The sequence below is a fragment of the Nocardiopsis xinjiangensis YIM 90004 genome, from assembly GCF_000341145.1.
Taxonomy (GTDB): domain Bacteria; phylum Actinomycetota; class Actinomycetes; order Streptosporangiales; family Streptosporangiaceae; genus Nocardiopsis; species Nocardiopsis xinjiangensis.
The window spans coordinates 16,300-35,279 of the sequence record NZ_ANBE01000043.1 but is presented as its reverse complement, the minus strand read 5'-3'; the positions used below and the strand labels follow the sequence as shown (position 1 = coordinate 35,279).

General features: G+C 70.4%; 14 protein-coding genes and 1 pseudogene. 9 read left to right on the top strand and 6 right to left on the bottom strand.

Annotated elements, in window-relative coordinates:
* Nucleotides 1-34: 34 nt before the first annotated feature.
* A complete protein-coding gene (locus tag D473_RS0119045; protein ID WP_017610644.1) occupies nt 35-1,936 on the top strand; it encodes an endonuclease/exonuclease/phosphatase family protein in 1,902 nt (633 codons plus the stop codon).
* An 8-nt stretch (nt 1,937-1,944) separates the two neighbouring features.
* Here D473_RS0119045 and D473_RS25840 read toward each other — a convergent pair.
* Nucleotides 1,945-2,636 (bottom strand): annotated as a pseudogene (locus D473_RS25840) (spermidine synthase).
* Nucleotides 2,637-2,940: 304 nt separating this feature from the next.
* On the opposite strand from D473_RS25840, the gene galE reads away from it, so the two are divergent.
* Together galE and guaA are read left to right on the top strand one after the other, a co-directional pair.
* Nucleotides 2,941-3,969 (top strand): UDP-glucose 4-epimerase GalE, encoded by a 1,029-nt coding sequence (gene galE, locus D473_RS0119035; RefSeq protein WP_017610641.1) that lies wholly within the window; start codon nt 2,941-2,943, stop codon nt 3,967-3,969.
* 92 nt (nt 3,970-4,061) lie between these two features.
* Nucleotides 4,062-5,642 carry a glutamine-hydrolyzing GMP synthase gene (gene guaA / locus D473_RS0119030; protein ID WP_017610640.1) on the top strand — a complete coding sequence of 527 codons (1,581 nt, stop codon included), beginning with the start codon at nt 4,062-4,064 and terminating at the stop codon, nt 5,640-5,642.
* Nucleotides 5,643-5,711: 69 nt separating this feature from the next.
* On the opposite strand, the gene D473_RS0119025 is transcribed toward guaA, so the two are convergent.
* Nucleotides 5,712-7,673, bottom strand: a complete 1,962-nt coding sequence (locus tag D473_RS0119025; protein WP_017610639.1) for a serine/threonine-protein kinase — start codon at nt 7,671-7,673, stop codon at nt 5,712-5,714.
* 259 nt (nt 7,674-7,932) lie between these two features.
* Here D473_RS0119025 and D473_RS0119020 point away from each other — a divergent pair, with 259 nt between their 5' ends.
* On the top strand, nt 7,933-8,883 hold the full coding sequence (locus D473_RS0119020) for a 4-(cytidine 5'-diphospho)-2-C-methyl-D-erythritol kinase (RefSeq protein ID WP_083918037.1): 951 nt from the start codon (nt 7,933-7,935) through the stop codon (nt 8,881-8,883).
* Between the two features lie 64 nt (nt 8,884-8,947).
* Here D473_RS0119020 and D473_RS0119015 read toward each other — a convergent pair whose 3' ends face one another.
* Genes D473_RS0119015 through D473_RS0119000 form a run of 4 tightly spaced genes read right to left on the bottom strand, consistent with a single transcriptional unit; the run spans nt 8,948 to nt 13,183 of the window.
* Nucleotides 8,948-9,841 carry a carbohydrate ABC transporter permease gene (locus tag D473_RS0119015; RefSeq protein ID WP_017610637.1) on the bottom strand — a complete coding sequence of 298 codons (894 nt, stop codon included), beginning with the start codon at nt 9,839-9,841 and terminating at the stop codon, nt 8,948-8,950.
* Entirely contained in the window at nt 9,838-10,800 is a 963-nt protein-coding gene (locus D473_RS0119010; RefSeq protein ID WP_017610636.1) for a carbohydrate ABC transporter permease, read from the bottom strand. The genes D473_RS0119015 and D473_RS0119010 overlap by 4 nt, the downstream gene beginning before the upstream one ends.
* Entirely contained in the window at nt 10,797-12,155 is a 1,359-nt protein-coding gene (locus D473_RS0119005; RefSeq protein WP_026127106.1) for an ABC transporter substrate-binding protein, read from the bottom strand. The genes D473_RS0119010 and D473_RS0119005 overlap by 4 nt, the downstream gene beginning before the upstream one ends.
* Nucleotides 12,156-12,172: 17 nt before the next feature.
* Nucleotides 12,173-13,183, bottom strand: a complete 1,011-nt coding sequence (locus D473_RS0119000; RefSeq protein WP_017610634.1) for a zinc-dependent alcohol dehydrogenase family protein — start codon at nt 13,181-13,183, stop codon at nt 12,173-12,175.
* A 201-nt stretch (nt 13,184-13,384) separates the two neighbouring features.
* Between D473_RS0119000 and D473_RS0118995 the strand changes: the two genes are divergently transcribed.
* The 5 genes from D473_RS0118995 (at nt 13,385) to D473_RS0118975 (ending at nt 18,976) form a co-directional block, all read left to right on the top strand.
* Nucleotides 13,385-14,377, top strand: a complete 993-nt coding sequence (locus D473_RS0118995) for a sugar-binding transcriptional regulator (RefSeq protein WP_051043140.1) — start codon at nt 13,385-13,387, stop codon at nt 14,375-14,377.
* 47 nt (nt 14,378-14,424) lie between these two features.
* The gene (locus tag D473_RS0118990; RefSeq protein ID WP_017610632.1) at nt 14,425-15,135 is read left to right on the top strand and encodes a thiamine pyrophosphate-dependent enzyme; all 711 of its coding nucleotides are present in this window, start codon (nt 14,425-14,427) and stop codon (nt 15,133-15,135) included.
* A 79-nt stretch (nt 15,136-15,214) separates the two neighbouring features.
* Nucleotides 15,215-16,114 (top strand): transketolase family protein, encoded by a 900-nt coding sequence (locus D473_RS0118985; RefSeq protein WP_026127105.1) that lies wholly within the window; start codon nt 15,215-15,217, stop codon nt 16,112-16,114.
* 316 nt (nt 16,115-16,430) lie between these two features.
* Nucleotides 16,431-17,213 (top strand): VanZ family protein, encoded by a 783-nt coding sequence (locus tag D473_RS0118980; protein WP_017610630.1) that lies wholly within the window; start codon nt 16,431-16,433, stop codon nt 17,211-17,213.
* Nucleotides 17,213-18,976, top strand: coding sequence for an ABC-F family ATP-binding cassette domain-containing protein (locus D473_RS0118975; protein ID WP_017610629.1), 1,764 nt, complete (start codon nt 17,213-17,215; stop codon nt 18,974-18,976). The genes D473_RS0118980 and D473_RS0118975 overlap by 1 nt, the downstream gene beginning before the upstream one ends.
* The last annotated feature ends 4 nt before the right edge of the window (nt 18,977-18,980 follow it).

The window sequence follows — 18,980 nt, the reverse complement described above, 5'->3', positions numbered from 1 at the left end:
CCGCTGTCCCCACGCACTGGGAAGTGACGAAGGCGTGCCACGAACATTCCCCACCCCCCGAAGACCGCTGACCGTCCCCCTGTCGGCCGCCGCGGCGCTCGCCCTCGGAGCCGGCCTCGCCTCGGCCCTGCCCGCCTCCGCCGACAACGGCCACGCCCCCGCCCCTGAGGTCGGCGGCGTCTACGGGGCCTCGTCCGATCCCATCGAGCCCGGCGGCGTGCGTATCCACGACGTCCAGGGCACCACCCGTCGGTCCCCGCTCGTGGGTGAGCTCGTCGACGGTGTCCCCGGTGTGGTCACCGCGGTCGCCGGGTCCGGCAGCGCGCGGGGCTTCTGGTTCCAGGACACCGGGGGCGACGGCGACCCGCGCACGAGCGAGGGCCTGTTCGTCTTCACCGGCGAGGACACCCCCGAGGTGCGCGTCGGGGACGAGATCCTCGCGTCCGGGCGGGTGAGCGAATACCGCCCGGAGGAGAACGCGCAGACCATCACCCAGCTCGATCAGGGCAGCTGGGCCATCGTCTCGGAGGGCAACGACCTGCCCGAGGCGGTCCTGTTGGCGGAGGACACCATCCCCGAGGGGTACGCGCCCGAACCCGGCGGCGACATCACCGACCGCGAACTCGAGCCCCACACCTACGCTCTCGACTTCTGGGCCGCCCACGAACACATGCGCGTGCGCGTGGAGGACGCCCCCGTGGTCGCCCCCACCGACGCCCACGATGCGTTCTGGGTCACCACCCGCCCCGAGCACAACCCGTCGGCCAACGGCGGCACGGTCTACTCCTCCTACGACGACCCCAACGCCGGACGGGTGAAGGTCGAGTCGCTCGTGGACCACGACGAGGAACCCTTCCCGAAGGTGAACGTCGGCGACACGATGTCCGGCGCGATCGAGGGGCCGGTCTACTACGGCCGGTTCGGCGGGTACCTGGTCCGCGCCACCGAGATGGGTGAGCACGTACCGGGCGACCTGGAACGCGAACCGGTACGCGAGGCCGAACCGCACGAGGTCTCCGTGGCCACCTACAACGTCGAGAACCTCGGCGCCGCGGACGAACAGGAAGCCTTCGACCGCATCGCCGAGGGTTTCGTGGCCTCGCTCGGCAACCCCGGCATCGTCGGCCTGGAGGAGATCCAGGACAACAGCAGCGAGACCGACGACGGGACGGTCGATGCCGACGCCACGCTGGACCGTCTGGTGGAGGCCATCGCCGCCCGGGGCGGCCCCGAGTACGAGTGGCGCCAGATCAGCCCGGAGGACAACGCTGACGGCGGTGTGCCCGGCGGCAACATCCGCAACGCGTTCCTGTTCGACCCCGAGCAGGCCGACTTCGTCGACGTCGGGGGCGGTGACGCCACGACCGCAGTCGAGGTCGAGGAGGGCGCGAGCGGTGCCGAGCTGAGTGTGTCCCCGGGCCGTATCGACCCGCAGCACGAGGCGTGGAAGGAGACCCGCAAGCCGCTCGTGGGCCACTTCCGCGCGCAGGACCGCGACCTGTACGTGGTCACCAACCACTTCAGCTCCAAGGGCTCCGACGAGGCACTGCACGGCGTGAACCAGCCTCCGGAGCGGGTCACCGAACCACAGCGCAACGACCAGGCCGAGGTCGTGCGGTCGTTCGCCGACGAGCTGTTGTCGGTGGACCCGGAGGCGCACCTCGTCGTCATGGGCGACCTCAACGACTTCCAGTTCTCCCGCACGCTGGAGGTGCTCACCGGGGACGGCCCGCTGTACAACCCGATGACCGGCCTCGACGCCGACGAGCAGTACAACTATGTGTTCGACGGCAACTCGCAGGCCCTCGACCACATCCTGGTGTCCGACGGACTGGCCGACCGCGTCGACTACGGCATCGCGCGGATCAACTCCGAGTTCCACGACCAGGTCAGCGACCACGACCCGCAGGTGCTGTGGTTGGACACCCGCCGCTGAGGTCCCGCTCAGTCACCGGCCCCGGCGCCAGGGGCCACCGCGAGGTAGACGGTGTTGCTGGAATCGCGTTCCTGGATCGGGTTGGGGAAGCTGACCACCTCGGCCCTCGCCCGGTCGAACACGGTCCGCAGCAGGTCGGTGAAACCCTCGTCCGGTGCCTCGTTGGACCACAGGGCGAAGACACCGCCGGGCAGCAGGAGCTCGTCCCTGAGGTGCCGCAGCCCTTCGGGGCCGTAGAGAGAGGAATGGTCGGGGTGGAGCACGTGGCTCGGTGAGTGGTCGATGTCCANCACCCCGCCCCCACCATGGCGAAGAAGTCCCCGTGCACCAGTTGGCAGCGGGGATCCCGCACCAGTTCGGGGCCGAGGGGGATCAGTCCCTGACGGTGCCAGTCGATGACCTCGGCCAAGGCCTCCACCACGACGAGGGAGCCGACCGCCTCGGACTCCAACACGGCCTGCGCGGTGTATCCCAGACCCAGGCCGCCCACGGCCACCCGCAGGTCCGTGCCTTGGGCCTCGGCCAGGGCCGACCGGGCCATCTCGATCTCGGCCACGGTGAACAGGCTCGACATCAGGAACTCCTCCCCGAGCTTGATCTCGTGCACCTCGGCCCGGAAGAGCGGGTCGTAGCGGCGGCGCAGGCTGAGTTCTCCCATGGGGGTCGGACGCCAGTCGAGTTCCTGGAACCGGGCGCTCATCGTCGTCTCCTGGTGGTCGTGGCCGAAGGACCGCTCCGGCCCCGACCGACCGTAACGCGGGAACCGGGGTGACCGGGCGGACACGACCGGGCCGGTTCCCGCCGCCGGAGGCCGGTACGGCTTCGTTCCCGCCTCCGCCGCCCGTGCGGTCCCGTACCCGGTACGAGACCGCGCCCGTGCCCCGAGGGGCCGGTGGCGGGGCTCACCCCTGGCCCGGTCGGGGCGCGTCCTATGCTGGGGGCGTCCGCGGGCCGCCGGACACCCGACAAGGCCACCACCCGGCCACGAGCGAGGGGACCCAACGATGCACGTGCTGCTCACCGGCGGTGCCGGATACATCGGCACCCACACGGCCGTCGAGCTTCTCGAGGCCGGGCACGACGTCGTCGTCGCCGACTCCCTCGTCAACAGCCACGAGGAGGCCCTGCGCCGCGTCGAGCGCATCACCGGCCGTACCGTGGCCTTCCACCACGCGGACTGCACCGACCCCGACTCCCTGCGCCGAGTGCTCTCCGCCCACGAGGTCGGCGCCGTCGTCCATCTGGCCGGGCTCAAGGCGGTGGGGGAGTCGGTCGCCCAGCCGTTGCGCTACTACCGCAACAACCTCGACGCGCTCCTCACCCTCGCCGAGGTCATGGGCGAGTTCGGACTGCGCGACCTGGTCTTCAGCTCCTCGGCGACCGTCTACGGCGACCCCGACACGGTGCCGATCCCCGAGAGCGCCGGGCTGGAGAGCACCAACCCCTACGGCAACACCAAGCTCTTCATCGAGCAGATGCTGCGCGACCTGGCCGCGGCCGACCCGTCGCTGCGCATCATCTCCCTGCGTTACTTCAACCCCATCGGCGCGCACCCCAGCGGTCTCATCGGCGAGGACCCCCAGGGTGTGCCCAACAACCTCTTCCCCTACATCGCGCAGGTCGCCGCCGGGCGCCGCGAGCACCTCAACGTGTTCGGCGACGACTACGACACCCCCGACGGCACCGGGGTGCGCGACTACCTGCACGTGGTCGACCTCGCCCGCGGCCACGTGGCGGCCCTGGACCACCTCGCCGACCGTGCCGGGCACCGGGTCTACAACCTCGGTACCGGGCGCGGCACTTCCGTGCTGGAGTGCGTGCGCCTGTTCGAGGAGGCCACCGGGGTCCACGTGCCCTACCGCGTCACCGAGCGCCGTCCCGGCGACATCGCCGTCTGTTACGCCGACCCCGCCGCCGCCGGTCACGACCTCGGGTGGAAGGCCCGGTTCACGGTCGCCGACGCCTGCGCCGACAGCTGGCGCTGGCAGTCCACCAACCCCCACGGCTTCGCCGGAGGACCCGGCCAGGGTTGAGCCGGAGCGCACATCCGCGAGTGAACCCCTGAGCACGTCGCACACCCTAGAATCGGGGGAGATCCTTTTACTCCTGCGGAAGGTCCTCCGTCGTGTCCGTTGGTGCTGACACCACGTTCGACACCGTCCTCGTCGTCGACTTCGGCGCGCAGTACGCGCAGCTGATCGCGCGGCGGGTGCGGGAAGCGCACGTGCACAGCGAGATCGTCCCCTCGACCATGCCGGTCGAGGAGATGCTCGCCAAGAAACCCAAGGCCATCGTCCTCTCCGGCGGGCCTTCCTCGGTCTACGCCGATGATGCCCCCGACGTCGGTGCCGAGTTGTTCGAGACCGGGGTCCCGACCTTCGGTATCTGCTACGGCTTCCAGGCGATGACCCGCGCCTTGGGCGGGACGGTCGCCCGCACCGACCTCAGCGAGTTCGGCCGCACCGAGCTCACCGTCGAGTCCGGTTCGGTGCTCTTCGAGGGCACCCCGTCCGAGCAGCTCGTGTGGATGTCGCACGGTGACTCCGTCGTCGAGGCCCCCGCAGGGTTCGTCACCACCGCACGGACCGCAGGCGCCCCCGTCGCCGCCTTCGAGGACGCCGACCGGGGTCTGTTCGGTGTCCAGTTCCATCCCGAGGTGCTGCACACCGAGCACGGCCGGCAGATGCTGCGCCGCTTCCTGTACGAGGGCGCCGGGTGCCGTCCCACCTGGACCATGGTCAACATCGTCGACGAGCAGGTCGAGCGCATCCGCGGCCAGATCGGCGACAAGCGCGTCATCTGCGCCCTGAGCGGCGGCGTGGACTCCGCGGTCGCCGGCGCCCTGGTCCAGCGCGCCGTCGGCGAGCAGCTCACCTGCGTCTTCGTCGACCACGGCCTGCTGCGCAAGGGTGAGGCCGAGCAGGTCGAGAAGGACTACGTGGCCGTCACCGGCGCCAAGCTCAAGGTGGTCGACGCCCAGGAGCGCTTCCTCTCCGCGCTGGCGGATGTGAGCGATCCCGAGGAGAAGCGCAAGATCATCGGCCGCGAGTTCATCCGCGTCTTCGAGCAGGCCGCCCGCGAGGTCGTCGCCGAGAGCGGGGAGGGGAGCAGCCCGGTCGAGTTCCTGGTCCAGGGGACCCTCTACCCCGACGTCGTGGAGTCCGGCGGCGGCAGCGGCACCGCGAACATCAAGTCGCACCACAACGTCGGCGGTCTGCCCGAGGACCTGCAGTTCACCCTCGTCGAACCGCTGCGCGAGCTGTTCAAGGACGAGGTCCGCAAGGTCGGCGAGGAGCTCGGGCTGCCCTCCGAGATGGTGTGGCGCCAGCCTTTCCCCGGTCCCGGCCTGGGCATCCGCATCATTGGTGACGTCACCCGTGAGCGCCTGGAGATCCTGCGCGAGGCCGACGCCATCGCCCGCGAGGAGCTCACCCGCGCCGGCCTGGACCGCGACATCTGGCAGTGCCCGGTCGTGCTGCTGGCCGACGTGCGCTCGGTCGGTGTGCAGGGCGACGGCCGTACCTACGGACACCCGGTCGTGCTGCGCCCCGTCAGCAGCGAGGACGCCATGACCGCGGACTGGTCGCGGGTGCCCTACGACGTCCTGGCGCAGATCTCCAACCGGATCACCAACGAGGTCCGGGAGATCAACCGCGTCACACTCGACGTCACGAGCAAGCCCCCGGGCACCATCGAGTGGGAGTAGGCTCCCGCACACGGACGGGGTCCGGTCGCATCGGCGGCCGGGCCCCGTTCCCGTAGGGACGAGGGTCCCTCAGTACCCGCCGAACTCGTACTCCTCGGAGTGCTCCACGAGGTCGCCGATGGGTACCTCCTCGTAGCGCTCGGGGTTCTCGCCCGGGAGCTCGTCCTCGGCAAGGTCCTCGGCGGACAGCAGGAGCCGTTCGGGGGTCTGGTCGCTGCGGATGATGAAGACCACCGGCCCTGTGACCTCTTCACCGGGCTGGATGGCGGGACCCCACAAGGGCGCGTCCGCTTCGGCGTCGGAGGGCGCGCGCGCCGTCTCTTCGGCCTTGTCGGTGTGCATGACCTGGTTCTCGTACTGCAGGCGTACGGTCTCGTCACTGTTGTTGGTCACGGCCAGCTCGACAACGCAGTACTCACCCGCATCGATCCGTACCGCCGAGTGCAGACCGACCTGGTCCATACCGCAGATGACGGCCATGACCTCGAAGTCGACCGGCCCGTCCCCGGCCTGCTCCTGAGAACCGCTGGGGGCCGCCTCATCGGCGGAATCACCGGAACCGGACTCTTCGCCCTCGGGTTCGTCGGAACCGAACCACAACGGGCCCGATCCCGGGTTGAGCACACTGAACAGCAGGAACAGGATTGCTGCCACGAGCGCGACCCCGCCCAGTCCCAACGCCAGGAACAGCCCTCTGCGGCGCCCGGGTTCGGTCGGACGGTGCGGTGGGGGCGGTACCGGGGGCACGTACGGACGCGAGGCCGGTCGGGCCTGCTGTTGTTGCGCGTGCTGGTGCTGAGGGTGTTGTGCTTGGGCGTGGTGTTGTGCCTGTGGGTTCTGCTGGTCGATCGGAGCCACCATCGGGATCGGTCCCGTGGAGGCCGGATGCTGCGCGGGCGGCGGGCCGCCTCGGTGCTGTGGTGCCGACTGCGGGGCACCGGAAGGGTGCGCGGCGGGCTGCGGTCCCACGGGCGGCGGCCCCTGCTGCGGGTGCGCGAAGTTGCCGGTCTGGTTGCCCGGAGGCACCGGCGGACCGGCCTGTTGGAACTGGCCAGGAGGAGGACGGCGCAGCCCGCTCCCGGTCTGGGGCGCGCCCTGCGGAGGCTGGGGCGGTGCGCCGGGTCCGGGCGGGATGGGCGGCAGCTTCGGGTGCCACGAATGGTGCAGCGCGTCGGAGACCATGTCGTTGCTGTTGTCCTCACCGCCGGTGAGCTCCAGCAGCAGGTCCTGCGCGGTGGGGCGGCGGCCCGGTTCCTTGGCCAGTGCCTGGGTGACCAGCCGGTCCAGGGGGCTGGCGAGGTTGCCCAGCTGAGGCTCGGCGAACAGCACGCGCTTGCCCAGCGTCATGGCGTCGCCGTTGCCGAACGGGTGCGTGCCGTTGCCGGCGAAGGCCACCAGGCAGCCCCACGCGAAGATGTCCGCGGAGGTGGTGACCTGTTCCTCCAGCAACTGCTCGGGCGCCATCCATCCCGGGCTGCCCATGACGATACCGGTCTGGGTGTGGCTCGTGGCGGTGTTCATCGCGCGCGCGATACCGAAGTCGATCACCCGCGGACCGGACAGCGACAGCAGCACGTTCGCGGGCTTGAGGTCGCGGTGGACCAGCCCGGTGCGGTGGATGGCGGCCAGCGCCGCGGCCACGCCCAGAGCGAACCCGTGCAGTGTCGAGGAGTCCAGCGGACCGTTCTCCGAGACGTGCTCGGCCAGCGCGGTCCCGGCGATGTATTCGGTGACCATGTACGGCCGGTTCTCGAAGGTCCCGTGGTCCAGGACCTTCGCGGTGCAGAAGGAGGCGACCTTGCGGGCGTTCTCCATCTCGTCGCGGAACCGGGCCCGGGTCTGCTCGTCGAAGGCGAGCTCCGGGCGGATGACCTTGATGGCTACCTGGTTGCCCCGGTCCGGCATGCTGCCGAGATAGACGGTTCCCATGCCGCCACTGCCCAGTTTTCCGGACAGCACGTACGGGCCGATGGTGGCCGGATCTCCGGCAGCCAGCGGTTCCAGGTTCTTCGGGAGCCCATCCGACGGCAAGCGACCCTCCCCGACGGTGTCCAAACTCCGCCTTGCCCCAAGGTAGCGGTGTTTGTGCCCGGATTCCCACTCGGAGGCCGGATCGGGCCCCTCAGGGAACGGGCGTTGACTGACATGACAGTGGTGACGGTCCCCGGTGCGAGGGGCCCCGGATTCCCGTGCGGCGGTGTCACCGCCGCTGGGAGGCGGTGAACACGTGTGTGCCCCTGAGGGGGCTCGTGTTCACGCAAGGTGGGGGGTCCTTTACGATTGGGGACTCGTGACCGTTAATACCACCGTAACCGTGCGGGTCCCCGCGAAGGTGAACCTCCAGTTGGCGGTGGGGCCCGGACGTGAGGACGGGTTCCACGACCTCGTCAACGTGTTCCACGCCGTCTCGCTGTTCGACGAGGTTACCGCCCGGGACGCGTCGGCGCGTCGTTCGCGGCCCCTCACAGAGCTCACAGCCGATGGTGGGACGGGTTCCCACCTTGCACGGGTTCCCCTCGACTCGTCGAATCTTGCTGCCCGGGCGGCCGGTCTCCTCGCCGAGACCACGGGGAAGGGTACGCCGGTCGATCTGGATCTGCTCAAGCAGATCCCCGTCGCGGGCGGCATGGCGGGCGGCAGCGCCGACGCCGCGGCCGCCCTGGTGGCCTGTGACCGGCTCTGGGGCAGCGGCACGGCCCAGGAGGGCCTGGCCGGGCTCGCGGCCCGCCTGGGCAGCGACGTCGCCTTCGGGCTCGTGGGCGGCACGGCGGTCGGTACCGGGCGTGGTGAGATCCTCACCCCCATGGACAGCCCCGGGCGGTTCCACTGGGTGTTCGCGTTGTCCCCGCACGGCCTCTCCACCCCCGCGGTCTTCGGCGAGTACGACCGGCTGTTCCCGGACGCACCCGAGCCCCGCGAGAGCCCCGCCCTGCGTGCAGCCCTGGCAGAGGCCGACACCGCTGCCCTGGGCCGCGCCCTCGACAACGACCTGCAGCCCGCCGCGCTCTCGCTGCTGCCGGAACTGGAACGCACCCTGGACACCGGCCGCGCGGCCGGTGCGGTCGGGGCCCTGGTGTCGGGTTCGGGCCCCACGTGCGCCTTCCTGGTGGGCGGCGCCGACGAGGACCCCGGGACCGTCCGGGCGCGCCGCCGCGAGGTCGTGGCGGCCCTGGAGAGCAGCGGTCTGTGCGAGTCGGTCGTCACCGCCGAGGGCGATGTCCCCGGGGCCACCCCGGTGTGAGCGAGGTCATGGTCCGGGCCGGGCGCCGGGAGCTCTCGGAGACCGCCTGCGCACGGCCCGCCGATCACTTCACCGCGCCCATCGAGAGTCCGCGCACGAGCTGGCGCTGGGCGGTCCAGCCCACGATCACGATCGGCAGCGAGGCCATCACCACTGCGGCCGACAGCTGGGCCACGAACAATCCCTCGCTGGTGACGAAACCGGTCAGGAAAACCGGAACCGTCGCCGCCTGGGCCGCGGTCAGGTTCACCGCGAAGAAGAACTCGTTCCAGGCGAAGATCATGCAGATCAGCGCCGTGGCCGCGATTCCCGGAGCCATCACCGGCAGCATCACCGACCACAGGACCCTGGGCAGCCCCGCGCCCTCGACCCTGGCGGCCTCCACGATCGCGGTCGGCACCTCCAGGAAGAACGACCGCAGCATCCATACCGCGATGGGCAGGTTCATCGCCGTGTAGAGCACCACCAGGGTCCACACGTTGTCCAGGACCGACAGGTGGGCGGCGGCGACGTAGATCGGCACCACGACCGCCACCACCGGCAGCATCTTCGTGGAGATGAAGAAGAACAGCACGTCCTTGGTGCGTTTGACCGGCGCCACCGACAGTGCGTAGGCGGCCGGGATCCCCAGGACCAGTACCAGCAGCGTGGACGCCAGTGTCGCGATCAGCGAGTTGCCGAGGTAGGGCGCGAAGTCCGACTCCAGCACGGCCGAGAACCGCTCCAGGGTCGGAGTGAAGAACAGCGTGGGCGGGTCGGTGGCGGCCTGGTTCTCCTCCTTGAAGGCCGTCAGGACCAGCCACAGCGCCGGGGAGACGAAGAGCAGGCCCACGGCCCAGGTGAACACCGTCAGGGCGCCACCGCGCACGCTCGCGGCATTCGGGAGCCGGCGGCCCGGTTCCGGGGTGGCGGACCCGGCACCGGGCCGCGCGGGTCGTTCGGCGGCTGGGGCGGTCACGATCGGGCCTCCTGTGCGTCCATGAACGTGCGGAAGATCAGCCGCAGGGCCAGCAACGCCACGAGGATGGTGCCTACCACCACCACGACGCCCATGGCCGCGGACTGTCCGATGTCGAACCCGAGGAAGGTCCGCTGGTAGATGTAGAAGGGCAGGTTGGAGCTGGCGGTACCCGGCCCGCCCTGCGTCATCATGTAGATCGTGTCGAAGGTGTTGACCACGTAGATCGACCCCAGCAGCACGCCCAGCTCGATGTAGCGGCGCAGGTGCGGCAGGGTGATCCAGGTGAACATCTGCCACTTCGAGGCGCCGTCGACCTGACCGGCCTCCAACACGTCCGTGTTCTGGCTCTGCAACCCCGCGAGCACCAGCAGCGCCATGAACGGGGTCCACTGCCACACCAGGGCGATGACCACCGACAGCACCGGAGCCTGCGAGACCCAGTCGAAGTCGGCGAACCCGAACGGGGTCAGCACGAAGTTGATCAGTCCGAAGACCGGCTCGAGCATGATGTGTTTCCACAACAGCGCCGTGGCCACCGGCAGGATCAGGAACGGGGTGATGATGAGCGTGCGCACCACCCCCCGCCCCCAGAACTTGCGGTCCAACAACAGCGCCAGCCCGACGCCCAGCAGCATCGCCACGATCACGCACGAGGCGGTGATGAGGACCGTGTTCGCAGCCGCGGCAAGGAACTGGCGGTCGGTGAACACGGCCGCGTAGTTGGCCAGGCCCACCCACGCCTGGGAATCGGGGCGCAGCAGGTTCCACGACCGCAACGAGTACACGATCGTGGCCAGGAACGGCAGCTGGGTCACGACCAGCATGAACACCAGGGCGGGCAGCAGCGGTGCGCGCCGCACCCACCCCTGGCGGCGGGCCGAGGGGGAAGGGCGCCGACGGTCCCGGGCCGGACGCGCCGCGGCCTCCTCGCGCTCGGGGGCGGTCGGGGCGCTCATCGGTCGTCCTCCCTGTAGGTCTCGCCGACGGTCTCGGCGTACTCCTGGCTCTGTTCCAGTGCCTCGTCGACGGTGACGCGCCCGGCCACGGCCGCGCTGAGCTGTTGGCTCACCCGGGTACCCAGGTCCTGGAACTCGGGGATGGCCAGGAACCCGATGCCCTCGTAGGGGACCGGACGGGTTCCGGGGTCGGACGGATCGGCGTCCTCGATCCCGGACAGCATCGGCTCCGCGTAGGCGCCGGCGGCCTCCTGGTAGGCGGGCTCCTCGAAGGTGGAGAGGCGGTTGCCGGGCGGGACGCGCTGCCAGCCGTACTCCTCGGCGACCGTGCGTACGTAGTCCTTGTCGGTCATCCACTCCAGGAACGTCCAGGCCTCCTCCTCGTGCTCGGAGGTGGAGGGGATGCCCAGGGACCAGGTGTACAGCCAGCCGCCGTAGTCGCTCTCGTTCACGGGCGCGGGCGCGTACCCGTTGAGCCCGGCGACCGTCCCGGCGCTCTCGTCCTCGATGGTGCTGACCATGGACGTGGAGTCGTAGAACATCGCCGAGCGGCCCTGCGCGTACTGGTTGAGGCAGTCGCCGAACCCGCTGTTGGCGGCGCCGGGTTGGCCGTGTTCGCGTACCAGGTCGACGTAGAACTCGGTGGTCTCGCGGAACTCGGGCGAGTCGAGCTCGGCGTTCCAGTCCTCGTCGTACCAGCGTCCGCCGAAGGTGTTGAGGACGCTGTTGAACGGGCTGAGCACCTCGCCCCAACCGGCGAGGCCGCGCATGCAGATGCCCGACACCCCGGGTTCGACACCGTCCATCTCGGCCGCGAGCCCGGCGATCTCCTCCCAGGTGGGTTCCTCGGGCATCTCGACCCCGGCCTCCTCGAAGAGGTCCTCGCGGTAGGCCACGAACGAGGACTCCCCGTAGAAGGGCACCGAGTACATGTCGCCCTCGTGGGAGAGGTCGTCGCGGATCGAGGGGATGAAGTCGTCGGGGTCGTAACCCTCGGCGCCGTCGATGTGGGGCTGCAGGTTCGCCAACCACCCGTACTCGGCCCACTGCCGGGTCTCGTAGTTGCTGATCATGACGGCGTCGAACTCGCCTCCGCCCGTGGCCACCGAGGTGGTGATCTTGGCGCGGGCCTCGTTCTCGGGCAGGGACACGAAGTCGATCTCGATACCGGGGTTCTGCTCGCGGAACTCCGACTCCAGGGAGATCGCGTCCTGCATCTGCGGGTTGGACACGATCGCCACGGTCAGCCGTACGGTGCCGTCGTCCGAGGCGGTGGCGCCCGCCCCGGCGCACCCGGTCAGCAGGAGCCCCGCCGCGGCCGTGGCCAACGCCGGTATGCCTGGTGTACTGCGCATGCCAGTCCCTCCCGGGTTCAGGTGGCCGCGTCGGCGGTGTCGGGGACGACCTGGACCTTGACGCCGGTTCCGGCGCGCATCATCGCCAGGGCCTCGGGGAACTCCTCCAACGGCAGCGCGTGGGTGAGCAGCGGGGCCGTCTCGATGCTTCCGGAGGCGATGAGGCCGACGGCCGCGCCGAAGCTGTTCAGTACCGCCATGGAGCCCACGACGGTGATCTCCTCGTTGTAGATGCGGAACGGCGACAGCGACACCCGGGCGTCCTCGTCGGCGACCCCGAAGACGAGGAGCCGTCCGCCCTTGCCGAGCGCGTCGACGGCCGCCTCGATCGCCGAGGGAGCGCCGGTGACGTCGACGGCGGCGTCGAAGGTGCCCGGTACGAGGCCGGCGGTGTCGGTGACGGTGGCGGCCGCGCCCAGATCTGCGGCCAGGCGCAGGCGTTCGCTGTTGCGGTCCACGACCGTCACGCGCGCGCCGGAGTTCTGCAGGAGCTGCTGCAGGAGCAGGCCCATGGTTCCGGCGCCCACGACGAGAAACTCCTCGCCGGTCTCCACACCGATGCGGCGCATGCCGTGCACGGCGCAGGAGAGCGGCTCGACCAGTGCGCCCTCGCGCATGCTCACCGAGTCGGGGAGCCGGTAGCAGTTGGCCGCGGGCACGGCCGCGTACTCGGCGAAGGCGCCGTCGACGGTGTCGCCGATCGCGCCCCAGTTCGCGCACAGGTTGCCGCGTCCGGCCCGGCAGTACTCGCAGTGGCCGCAGAAGAGCGAGGGATCCACGGCCACGCGGTCGCCCGGTTGCAGGCCGCCGGGGGCGCGGTCGCCCACGGCGGTGACGGTGCCGGCGAACTCGTGGCCCGGGACCAGCGGGTACGGGCTGGGCGGGAACTCGCCGTCGGCGATGTGCAGGTCGGTTCCGCAGATCCCGCAGGCACCGACCCGGACGACCGCTCCGTCGGGTGCTGGGGTGGGCTCGGGCCGGTCCCCCACGGTGAGGGAACCCGGCTCGTTGATGATGGCGGCACGCACGGCTGGGGCACTCCCGGACTGTCATGGTGCTCAGATGAGCGACCTTTGTCACATTTGTTTGGATCATTGAAAGCCCGAGTGAAACCTGGTGTCAATGGGTGGAGCTCAACCGAGTAGACTTCCGCACATATGAGCAAATGGGGGTATGAAGTGCAGACCGGTTCCCAGAACCCCGAAGCCGCGCCCCTGGGGCCCGCGGAGATGCTGCGGTTGGCCGCCGTCGCGCGGCGCTTCTACCTGGACGGGCGTTCCAAGGTCGAGATCGCCGAGGAGTTCGGGGTCAGCCGGTTCAAGATCGCCCGCGACCTCGATGCCGCCCGGGAGCGCGGCATCGTGCACATCGACATCCGGTTGCCCGCCCGCCTCGACGGGGAACTGTCGGAAGAGCTTCGCTCCGCCTACGGCCTGCGCCGCGCCCTCGTGGTGGACACCCCCGTCGGCGCGGAGGGCGCGGCCGACCCCGAGGAGACCCGGCGGGTGCTCGGGTCGGCCGCGGCCCGGCTGCTGACCGAGATCGTACGGTCCGGGGAGGTGCTCGGCCTGGCCTGGAGCCGGGCGCTGCAGGTCATGGGTTCGGACCTGGTCGATCTGCCCGAGTGCACGGTCGTGCAGCTCAACGGGGTGCTCTCCGAGCACGCCGGCGCCGGCGGATCGGTGGAGACCGTGCGCCGGGCCGCTGCGCTGAGCGGCGGGCCCGCCTACCCGATCTACGCGCCGTTGATCCTGCCGGACGCCGCCACCGCAGCCACCCTGCGTTCCGACCCCGGGATCGCGAGCGCCTTCGCCCACTACGACCGGCTCACGACCGCGGTCGTGGCCATCGGCGGTTGGGACGAGCAGAACTCCACCGTGTTCCAGGCGCTGGGGCCCGAGGCGCGGGAACGGTACACGGAGCTGGGTGTGTGCGCGGAGATGTCGGCGCAGCTCTTCGGCGCCGACGGCAACCAGATCCACAGTGACCTGGCCGAGCGCATCATCAGTGTGCAGGCCGAGCAGTTGCGGCGGGTGCCCGAGGTCGTTGCGGTGGCCGGGGCCGGGGACCGGGTCAAGGCGCGGGCGGTGGGTGCGGCCCTGCGCAGCGGATTGGTCTCCACGCTGGTGACCGACAGCGAGGTCGCGCGTGTGCTGCTGGCCGAGGAGTGCGCGGGAGAGGCGGATGCGGGCCGGGCGAACACGGGCTCCGAGAAGTACTGAAGCCGGTGGTTGACCTCAACCAAGCTTGAGGTCGAACACTGGTGAGTATGACAACCGCAGCCGCATTCAGCCGTTACGCCGACCTGCCCTCGCTCGTCGGCCTCATGGAGGGCGACGAGAAACACTTCGAGGCCGCCCACTCCACACTCGACGTCATCTGGACGCTCTACGACCGCATCCTGCGGGTGAGCCCCGAGACCGCTGACGCGTCCGACCGCGACCGGTTCCTGCTCTCCAAGGGGCACGGCCCGGCCGCCTACTACGCCGTACTCGCCGCCAAGGGGTTCCTCGACGTACCCACCCTGCGCGGATGGGGCACCTACGACTCACCGCTCGGGTTCCATCCCGACCGCACCCTCGCTCCCGGTGTCGAGATCGGCAGCGGCTCACTCGGACACGGGCTGCCCCTCGCTCTCGGCAGCGCCCTCGGGCTACGTGCCCAGGGGATCCGGCGCGACGACGGGACCGAACCCCGCGTCGTCGTGCTCGTCGGCGACGGGGAGCTCCAGGAAGGCAGCAACCACGAGGCCATCGCCGCCGCGGCGCGCCTCGGGGCCGACAACCTCACCGCCGTCGTCGTCGACAACCACTCGGCCACACCGCCCTGGACCGGGGGTGTGGGGACCCGCTTCGAGGTCGAGGGCTGGAAGGTACGCAGCGCACGCGGGCGCCATCACGACGCCCTCCACCGCGCTCTCACCGAACCGCACCCGGGCCGGCCGCTCGCCGTCGTCGTCACCGTTCCGTCGCAGAGCTAGGGGAGAGGCCATGAATACACCCGTGCGAACGACCGTGCCCGACCGGTCCATGGACATCCACAAGGCGTCCGGTGCCTCGATGCGCGACACCTTCGCCGAGACCGTGCGCGAGGCGATCCACGAGGACCCCCGGGTCGCGCTCGTGCTCGCCGTCATCTCCGGGGACAAGTTCCGCGAGCCCGCCGCGCGGCATCCCGAACGGGTCATCGACGTGGGGATCCGCGAGCAGGCGCTCGTCGGCGTCGCCGGCGGGCTCGCGCTCACCGGGATGCGGCCGATCGTGCACAGCTACGCGCCGTTCCTGGTGGAGCGGCCCTTCGAACAACTCAAGATCTCCCTGTCCCACCAGGGCGTGGGTGCGATCCTCGTCGGCATCGGCGGTTCCTACGACGCCTCCTTCGCCGGCCGCACCCACCAGGCACCCGGCGACGTGGCGCTCGTGGACACCCTGCCCGGGTGGGCCGTGCACGTGCCCGGCCACCCCGACGAGGTGCGGGAGCTGCTGCGGCGGGAGATCCCCCGGGAACGGCCCGTCTACCTGCGGCTGTCCTCGGAGGCCAACCGGGCGCCGGTACCGGTGTCCGAGCGTCTGACCGTCGTACGCCAGGGGTCCGGGCGTTCCGCCGGGGTGGTCGTCGCCGTGGGTCCGATGCTGGACCCGACGCTGGAGGCCACCGCCGGCCTCGACGTGACCGTCGCCTACGCCTCGACCGTGCGGCCCTTCGACCGCGAGGGCCTCAACCACCTCACGGCCGCCGCGGGCAGCGCCGACGTGCTCTTCGTGGAGCCCTACCTGGAAGGAACGTCGGCGCACGAGGTCTCCGCCGCGCTCTCCGACCGGCGCCACCGCCAACTCGGCCTCGGCGTCACCCGCGACGCGGAGCTGCGGGCCTACGGGGACCCGGAGGAGCACGCCCGCGCCCACGGCCTCGATGCCGAGGGCATCGCCAAGGCCGCGCGGGACTTCTTCCTGGTGTGAGCTCCGAGCGGGGTACCCCGCAGGGGCGGGTACCCCGCATCCGGGATGAGCGCCGCCGGCTGTCCTTCGGGGCCCGGACCCGGGCGCACGATGCGCGTGGGGGTGTGTGTCGATTTCTGTCCTATGTGCGTTGCGAGTATTACGCCGCGTGCGCGGATATTCTCCGCATTCGCGAGGGTGTTGCTCGTCAATTCGGTCGTGTGAAGTCGACCATTCTGCCCAGGGAAAGTGAAGAACCCTTCATGTTCGGGGATTCTCTGTGTGTACAGTTCCAGAGTCCGGTCCGGGAACTCGGATTTCTGCACACGGAGGACATATGTGGCAGATGCTCTTCTACGTCACCCCCCTGGCGGTGGGGCTCGTACTCGTGGCGCTCGTGGTCGGCGCCTTCTACCTCGCACGGAGCGAGCTGCGCTCGGCCACCGGCCTGCCACGGGGCCTGATCGCCGGGTGCACCCTCCTCTTCCTCCTGTTCATCGCCGCTCCGTTGGGGCAGTGGGACCAGGTGGGAACGCACACACGCGACCTCGACTGGGACCCGGTGGCCGACATCGGTGCGGCCTTCGCCGCCCCGGGGCCACACGAACCTTCCCCCGCGGGACCCAACGGTGACCGGCTCGACCAGTACACCTCCCAGAAACCCCCAGCCGGTGAGGGAGCGGAGTTCCACGGGCTCCACGGAACGGCCTTCTTCCTGCACGGCGACTCCGGAAAGATCGAGGTCGTCGATCCGGAACGCAACGATGCCTTCGATAACCTCTTCAGGGTTCTCCTGTTCGTCCCCGTCGGAATTCTCGCCCACTACGCCTTCACTCAGTGCTGGGCGCGCCTGTCCTTCGGGCCGGCACTGTCGGTGGGCATCCAGAGCATCCAGTGGGCCATGGCCGCGGGGCACACCGCCGACACCGCCGACGTGATGCTCAACACCGCGGGCTCCCTGGCCGGAACGGTCATCGCCGTCCTCTGCCTGAGAGCAGCCCACCGGAGCCACACGGACACCCCGGACCGTTCGCCGCCTCCGGTGCACCCGGCCGTGGAGCGAGCCCCGGTCCCTCCTGGGGCGCAGGCACTGCGGAGAGGGGACCACAATGGGTACTGATGAATCTGGTCAATCTTCAGGACGTGTCCCTGGCCTATGGGCCGCTCGTGCTCCTCGACGAGGTCTCGCTCGGTATCGAGGCAGGTGAACGCATCGGTGTGGTCGGCCGCAACGGCGGTGGCAAGTCCACGCTCCTCTCGGTGCTCTCCGGCCTGACCGAACCCGACTCCGGCCGAGTGGTGCACAACCGCGGCCTGAGGGTCGGGTTCCTGCACCAACGCGACGAGTTCCCCGACGCCACGGTGGGCCAGTTCGTCCTGGGCGACCGGGCCGAACACGAATGGGCAGGCGACGCCCGGATCCGCGACATCCTGCGGGGCCTGTTCAGCGGCTGGGACCTGGACCTGCCCCTGTCGGAACTCTCCGGCGGTGAGCGTCGGCGTACCGGGTTGGCCCGCCTCCTGGTCGACGACCACGACCTCATCGCGCTCGACGAGCCCACCAACCACCTCGACATCGAGGGCATCGCCTGGCTCGCCCAGCACCTCAACGGCCGTTCCGAGTCGATCGTGGTCGTCACCCACGACCGCTGGTTCCTGGACGCTGTCACCACCCGCACGTGGGAGGTCGGCCGCGGCACCGTCGAGCGCTACGAGGGCGGTTACGCCGCCTACGTGCTCGCCAAGGCCGAACGTGAACGCCAGGCCGCCGCGGCGGAGGACCGCCGCCAGAACCTCATGCGCAAGGAACTCGCGTGGCTGCGCCGAGGCGCCCCCGCCCGCACGTCCAAGCCGAAGTTCCGGGTGGAGGCCGCCAACCAGCTCATCGCGGACGAGCCGCCGGCGCGAGACAGCGTGGAGTTGGTGCGCTTCGCCAGTTCCCGCCTGGGCAAGTCCGTCATCGACCTCGAGAACGTCTCCTACTCCGTTCCCGACCGCACCCTGCTGGACCAGCTGACCTGGCAGCTGGGGCCGGGAGAGCGGGTCGGCCTGGTGGGCGTCAACGGTTCCGGCAAGTCCACGCTGCTGAAGCTCCTCGCCCAGGAACGCGATCCCGACACCGGAACAGTGCGTGTGGGCCGCACGGTCAAGCTCGCACACCTGTCGCAGAACGTCACCGAGCTCGACCCCACCCAGCGCCCGCTGCAGGCCGTCAAGGACGTGCGCGAACACGTCACCATCGGCAAGCGCGACTACTCGGCCGGGCAGATGCTGGAGCGTTTCGGGTTCCGCGGCGACCGCCAGTGGACCCCGATCGGCGACCTGTCCGGCGGGGAGCGGCGCCGGCTGCAGCTCCTGCGCCTGCTCATGGACGAACCGAACGTGCTGCTGCTGGACGAGCCCACCAACGACCTGGACATCGAGACCCTCACCGAGCTCGAGGACCTCCTCGACGGCTGGCCGGGCTCGCTCGTGCTGGTCACCCACGACCGGTACTTCCTGGAGCGCATCACCGACCGGGTGCTCGCGCTCATGGGCGACGGGAGCCTGGCGTTCCTGCCCGGGGGAGTGGAGGAGTACCTGCGGCGCCGCGAGGAGACCGCCGGTCCGGCGGAGATCCCCGGGACGACCGAGCAGGCCCCCAAGGAGCAGCCGAAGGTCTCGGCCGCCGATCGCCGCGCGGCCCAGAAGGAGATGCAGCGGGCCGAGCGCCGCATGGACCGCATCACCAAGCGCGAGAGCGAACTCCACGAGCTCATGGCCGCTGCCGCCGACGACTACGCCAAGCTCGCCGAGCTGGACGCCGAGGTCAGGGCCCTCACCGCCGAGCGCGAGGAGCTCGAGCAGGTCTGGTTGGAACAGGCCGAGACCGCGGGAGACTGACGGA